5 protein-coding genes are annotated in these 5,580 nt (G+C 63.8%); 3 read left to right on the top strand and 2 right to left on the bottom strand.

Going from position 1 to position 5,580, the window contains the following annotated elements:
• Positions 1-512: 512 nt before the first annotated feature.
• Positions 513-2,081, top strand: coding sequence for an FAD-dependent monooxygenase (locus EN935_RS20205; protein WP_127263817.1), 1,569 nt, complete (start codon positions 513-515; stop codon positions 2,079-2,081).
• Between the two features lie 90 nt (positions 2,082-2,171).
• Positions 2,172-2,825: a glutathione S-transferase family protein gene (locus EN935_RS20200; protein ID WP_127263819.1), complete on the top strand. Its 654-nt coding sequence runs from the start codon at positions 2,172-2,174 to the stop codon at positions 2,823-2,825.
• Between the two features lie 65 nt (positions 2,826-2,890).
• Here EN935_RS20200 and EN935_RS20195 read toward each other — a convergent pair whose 3' ends face one another.
• On the bottom strand, positions 2,891-3,244 hold the full coding sequence (locus tag EN935_RS20195; RefSeq protein ID WP_109661393.1) for a hypothetical protein: 354 nt from the start codon (positions 3,242-3,244) through the stop codon (positions 2,891-2,893).
• A 117-nt stretch (positions 3,245-3,361) separates the two neighbouring features.
• Complete coding sequence (locus tag EN935_RS20190; RefSeq protein WP_127263821.1) at positions 3,362-4,984, bottom strand: ABC-F family ATP-binding cassette domain-containing protein; 1,623 nt, start codon at positions 4,982-4,984, stop codon at positions 3,362-3,364.
• Positions 4,985-5,245: 261 nt separating this feature from the next.
• On the opposite strand from EN935_RS20190, the gene EN935_RS20185 reads away from it, so the two are divergent.
• Positions 5,246-5,557 (top strand): hypothetical protein, encoded by a 312-nt coding sequence (locus EN935_RS20185; protein WP_164757661.1) that lies wholly within the window; start codon positions 5,246-5,248, stop codon positions 5,555-5,557.
• The last annotated feature ends 23 nt before the right edge of the window (positions 5,558-5,580 follow it).

Raw genomic sequence — 5,580 nt, 5'->3', positions numbered from 1 at the left:
GATTCACGGCGGCGCCGATCCGGTCATGCCGTCAAGCGAGAGTGTGCGAGCGGCGGAGCTGCTGACGGCGGCCGGTGTCCATGCCAGGACGTCGATTGAACCCGGTCTGGGCCACCAGGTTTCGAACACCGGCCTCGCCGAGGCGGCCAGGTTTCTCAATGAGGTGCTGAGTTGACCGTCCAACCGCCCGACGACCGGACGGCAGCCAAGCGAAAGGCGGCTTTCGGGCAGTCAATGTTTGGGCCGATGGCACTACCCTCTTCACCACCGCCACCCGTTGCGGATCAATCGCCACATCGTTATATAGCCCGTGTCGGAAAAGGCAGACTTGGTTTGGTAAGCCCAAGTCCTTTCGCAGGCGAAATCCTTCGCCAGGGAAAGCTCTGGTCTTTGGCTTCGTGCACGAGATCCCCACGACGAACATCGGACGCTTGCCAAGCGTTCAATCGTTCGTCCGTGTGGTGCTCAAGCTTGAGGAACGCTCCGGTCGAACATCGACCAAGGAGTCTTCCATGTATGAGCGACATTCCCCTCTCTATGACGTCGTAATTGCCGGAGCCGGTCCCGTCGGCTTGTTTCTCGCCTGCGAACTGCGCCTCGCGAACCTCCGGGTCCTGGTGCTGGAGCAGGCCGAGGACCCGCGCTCCCCGTTGAAGCGGCTTCCGTTCGGCATGCGTGGCCTGTCAGCGCCCACTCTTGAAGCTTTCCACCGTCGCGGGCTGCTGAACGACATCGCGGCGCCGCAACGCACGAAAGACGACGCGGGCAGCGCTTCGGCTGGCGCCCATTGGATGCAGCAGGCGCGCCGCCCCGGCGGCCATTTTGCCGGCATCCAGTTCTACCACGACAGCATCGATGCCTCGAAGTGGTCGTATCGCCTGCCAGGTCCGGCCGGCACTAGCATGGCGATCGAGATGGAGACCCTCGAAGCCGCCCTGGCCGCCCGCGCCGGCGCGATGGGGGTCGAGATCAGGCGCGGCGTCGGCGTCGAAGACCTCGACCAGTCGGACGAGGACGTGACCGTTCGCGCCGGCGGCAAGACTTTTCGCGGACGCTGGCTCGTCGGTTGCGATGGCGGCCGCAGCACGGTTCGCAAGGCTGGCGGCTTTGAGTTCGTCGGCACCGATCCCGAATTCACCGGCTATTCCGTCGAGGTCGAGATGGCCGATCCCGACAAGCTCAAACCGGGCCGCCACTACACGCCGACCGGCATGTATACTTACGCGCCGCCCGGGGTGATCGCGATGGTCGATTTCGACGGCGGCAGGTTCCACCGAACCCAGCCGGTCACGCTTGACCGGGTGCAGGCAGTGTTGCGGCATATTTCCGGCACCGACGTCACGGTGACGGCGCTCCGGCTGGCCACCACCTGGACGGATCGAGCCTACCAGGCGACCGCTTACCGCAAGGGGCGGGTGCTGCTCGCCGGTGACGCCGCGCACATCCATTCCCCCCTGGGTGGCCAGGGACTCAATCTCGGGCTCGGCGACGCGATGAACCTCGGCTGGAAGCTGGCTTCAACGATCCGTGGCGATGCGCCCGCCGGTCTGCTCGACAGCTATTTGAACGAACGGCATCCAGTGGGAGCGCAGGTCCTCGACTGGTCGCGCGCCCAGGTCGCGCTCATGCGGCCGAGCCGGAGTTCGCGTGCGCTCGAAGCCATCATCCGTGATCTCGTCGACACGCGCGACGGCGCGACATACTTCGCCGAGCGCGTCTGGGGCGTCTCTCTCCGCTACGATCTTGACGGCAGCCACCCACTGGTGGGCCGCAGCGCACCGGACTTCGAGCTGGTCGACGGGACGAGGCTGGGAGAACGCCTCAGGAACGGGCAAGGCCTGCTTCTGGGCTTCGACGTCAGCCCTCCCCTTCAGGCGCTTGCAAGCCGCTGGAGCGGGCGGATCGCCTATGCCGCAAGCGACGCCAAGGATCGGCTCGGCTTGAGCGCTGTCCTCGTGCGCCCCGATGGCTTCGTCGCCTGGGCCGCTGACGCTGAGCCTGACCTGGAGGGAGCTGCGCAGGCCGCATCGCGGTGGTTTGGCGAACCCGAAAAGGTTCGGCACGCGAAATCCCATGGCTAAAACGAGGTAAGGTGTCGGGAGTAGCGCCGGTCGTTCGTCCTCTGGAGGCAAAGCCAAGAACTGGACACCTGACAACCCCGGAGCTTTCCAATGACTGCCACCATCACAGCCTTTGAACGGTCGCCCGATGGCGGCAAGGGACTGGCGCGTGATACGCGCGTTCGCTGGGCGCTGGAAGAAGTGGGCCAACCCTACGAGGTTCGTCTTGTTTCGTTCAGGGCGATCAAGGAACCCGCACATCTGGCGCTTCATCCTTTCGGGCAGATTCCGACCTACGAAGAAGGCGATCTCGGCTTGTTCGAGTCAGGCGCGATCGTGTTCCATATCGCGCAGCACCATGCAGGCCTGCTGCCGGACGACGCGAATGCCCGGGCGCGTGCGATCACATGGATGTTCGCCGCGCTCAGCACGGTGGAGCTGCCGATCCTTGAGCTCGCAACCGCCAGGATCCATGAGGCCGACAGGTCCTGGACCGCGCAACGCATGCCTCTCGTCGAGGATCGCGTCCGTAACCGGCTTGGCCAACTTTCCCGTCGCCTTGGCGATGCCGACTGGCTCGATGGCACGTTCAGCGCCGGCGACCTGATGATGGTGTCGGTGCTGCTCCGGTTGAGAGCCTCGGGTATCCTGGACGACTATCCGAACCTCTCCGCCTATGTCGCCCGCGGCGAAGCGCGGCCCGCCTACAAGCGTGCCTTTGAGGCGCAATTGGCGGTCAACGCCGGCAAGCAACCGACCGGCTGATGCGGGCCTTTCTGAGAGCCCTTCGCTGGCACCTCCGCTTCGTCGCGAAGGAGACTGTCGCGTGACTATGGATATTTCTGATTTACCCTCGCAGGGTTCAAATCGCCCTGCAGCTCCTGCGGCAGCGGTAGGCTTGAGCATTGCAAGTGCACCTCGCGGGCGACCAACTTTCGTTGCTTCTGCTCGTGCTCCTTGACGGCTGCCAGTATCCCCAACCCGTACGGGCCAAGCGCGACGAATGCCCAACCCGGGTGCTGTTTTTCGCGAGCGTCGTAGTCCAAAGCCGCCGCCCTGGCTTGCTGGCATTGCGGCGACGCCCATTTCTGGTCCTGCTGCGAAAGCGACGCCCCATAATCGACCGGAGAGGTCGCGCATCCAGCAACTGTCGCGGCCAATGCGACGGTCATGGCAATTCTCATCCCGAAGCCCTTCCTAAGCATTGTGGAGAGTACACAGAACTCTTCTTCCCACAAGCAGATCGCCGCGATGCTTGGACACCGACCGGATGACCGTCGTGGGGCAATAGCCGCAGGTCCTTAGCTCCTCAACCCCGGCGCTTCCTGCCCGGTGCGCTCGACATATTCCGTATAGCCGCCGCCATAGGTGTGGATGCCTTCGGGCGTCAGCTCCAGCACGCGGTTGGAAAGGGCTGCCAGAAAGTGCCGATCGTGCGAGACGAACAGCATGGTGCCTTCATACTGCGAGAGCGCGGTGATCAGCATCTCCTTGGTGGCGATGTCGAGATGGTTGGTCGGCTCGTCCAGCACCAGCAGGTTGGGCGGGTCGAACAGCATCAGTGCCATCACCAGCCGCGCCTTCTCGCCGCCTGACAGAACGCGGCACTTCTTCTCGATCTCGTCGCCGGAAAAGCCGAAGCAGCCGGCAAGTGCCCTGAGCGGCGCCTGACCGGCCTGGGGGAATGCATCTTCCAGCGTCTGGAACACGGTGCGCTCGCCTTCCAGCACTTCCATGGCGTGCTGAGCGAAATAGCCCATCTTCACGCTAGGCCCCCGCGCGACCGTGCCGGTGTCGGGGTCGGAAGCGCCGGCGACCAGCTTCAGAAGCGTCGACTTGCCGGCGCCATTGACGCCCATGATGCACCAGCGTTCGCGGCGGCGGACCTGGAAGTCGAGCCCCTCATAGATGGAGCGGCTGCCATAACCCTTGTGGACGTTCTTCAGCGTGACCACGTCCTCGCCGCAGCGCGGCGCCGGCTGGAAATCGAAGGAAACGGTCTGGCGGCGCTTGGGCGGCTCGACGCGGTCGATCTTATCCAGCTTCTTCACCCGGCTCTGCACCTGGGCGGCATGCGAGGCGCGTGCCTTGAAGCGCTCGATGAAGGCGATCTCCTTGGCCAGCATGGCCTGCTGGCGCTCGAACTGCGCCTGCTGCTGCTTGTCGGCGATGGCACGCTGCTGCTGGTAGAATTCGTAGTTTCCCGAATAGGCGGTCAGCGAACCGCCATCGATCTCGACCACCTTGTTGACGATGCGGTTCATGAACTCGCGGTCATGCGAGGTCATCAGCAGCGCGCCGTCATAATTCTTCAGGAAGGATTCCAGCCAGATCAGGCTTTCCAGGTCGAGATGGTTGCTCGGCTCGTCGAGCAGCATGGCGTCGGGCCGCATCAGCAGAATGCGCGCCAGCGCGACGCGCATCTTCCAGCCGCCAGAGAGTTTTCCGACATCGCCGTCCATCATCTCCTGCGAGAAGCCGAGACCGTCGAGCACCTCGCGGGCGCGGCCGTCGAGCGCATAGCCGTCGAGCTCCTCGAAGCGGTGCTGTGCCTCGCCATATTTTTCGATGATCTCGTCCATCTGGTCGGCCTGGTCGGGATCGGCCATGGCCGCCTCGAGCGCTGCCATTTCAGCCGCGACTTCAGAGACCGGACCGGCGCCGTCCATCACTTCGGCGACAGCGCTGTGGCCTTCCATGTCGCCGACATCCTGGCTGAAATAGCCGATGGTGACGCCACGATCGACCTGCACCTGGCCTTCGTCGGGCTGCTCCTGGCCGGTGATCATGCGAAACAGCGTCGTCTTGCCGGCGCCATTGGGGCCGACGAGGCCGATCTTCTCACCCTTCTGCAGGGACGCCGACGCTTCGATGAAGACAAGCTGACGGCCGTTCTGCTTGCTGATGCTTTCCAGTCTGATCATGCGGTTTCCGGGGCTGAGCCTGCGATGAAAGGATTTGCCCGGCGCCTTACGCGAAGGATGGCCGCAAAGGAAGAGGCGCAAGCGCCGCAGACCGCGGAACGCTCTTCCTTCTCCCTTGTGAGAGAAGGGAAAACCCGCCAGACACACTCCAGAAACAAGATTCAACACTCCGGAAAAACTGGCGAAAAAATCCCCTGTCATAACCATCCCCGCGGCGGCCGAAGCGGGCCGCGGCACAACGCCAAGGGATGGTCCCGAAACATGCAACGACGTTCGACCGGATGGATAGGGGCCCTGACAGGCATTTCGCTTGCCATGCTTGCGGTCGCGCAGCCGGGTGCGGCAGCGGCGGTTACCCGAAGCGAATATTGCAGCCGGCTCGGTCTTCAACTCGACGGGGCCATTCAAACGAAAGCCGACCCCGGAGCCAACGCCAGGGAGATCGCCGAGGCAACCGCGCTCCAGGACAAGGCGAACCGGTTTTGTGCCGAGCGCAAGCAGGCACAAGGCATCAGGACCTTCGCCAACGCCCTGAAGCTTCTTGGAGTGACACCGGTCGACCTGAACCAGTGAACGACAGCCGTCAACTCTTGCGC

This window comes from Mesorhizobium sp. M7D.F.Ca.US.004.03.1.1 (genome assembly GCF_003998635.1).
Lineage (GTDB): Bacteria > Pseudomonadota > Alphaproteobacteria > Rhizobiales > Rhizobiaceae > Mesorhizobium > Mesorhizobium loti.
The sequence above is the reverse complement of the archived record's forward strand: the minus strand, read 5'-3'. Positions and strand labels throughout refer to the sequence as shown.

Coding starts and splice junctions, on each gene's coding strand:
- EN935_RS20190 (WP_127263821.1), bottom strand. CDS start 4,984: ATGATCAGACTGGAAAGCATCAGCAAGCAGAACGGCCGTCAGCTTGTC.
- EN935_RS20205 (WP_127263817.1), top strand. CDS start 513: ATGTATGAGCGACATTCCCCTCTCTATGACGTCGTAATTGCCGGAGCC.
- EN935_RS20200 (WP_127263819.1), top strand. CDS start 2,172: ATGACTGCCACCATCACAGCCTTTGAACGGTCGCCCGATGGCGGCAAG.
- EN935_RS20185 (WP_164757661.1), top strand. CDS start 5,246: ATGCAACGACGTTCGACCGGATGGATAGGGGCCCTGACAGGCATTTCG.
- EN935_RS20195 (WP_109661393.1), bottom strand. CDS start 3,244: ATGAGAATTGCCATGACCGTCGCATTGGCCGCGACAGTTGCTGGATGC.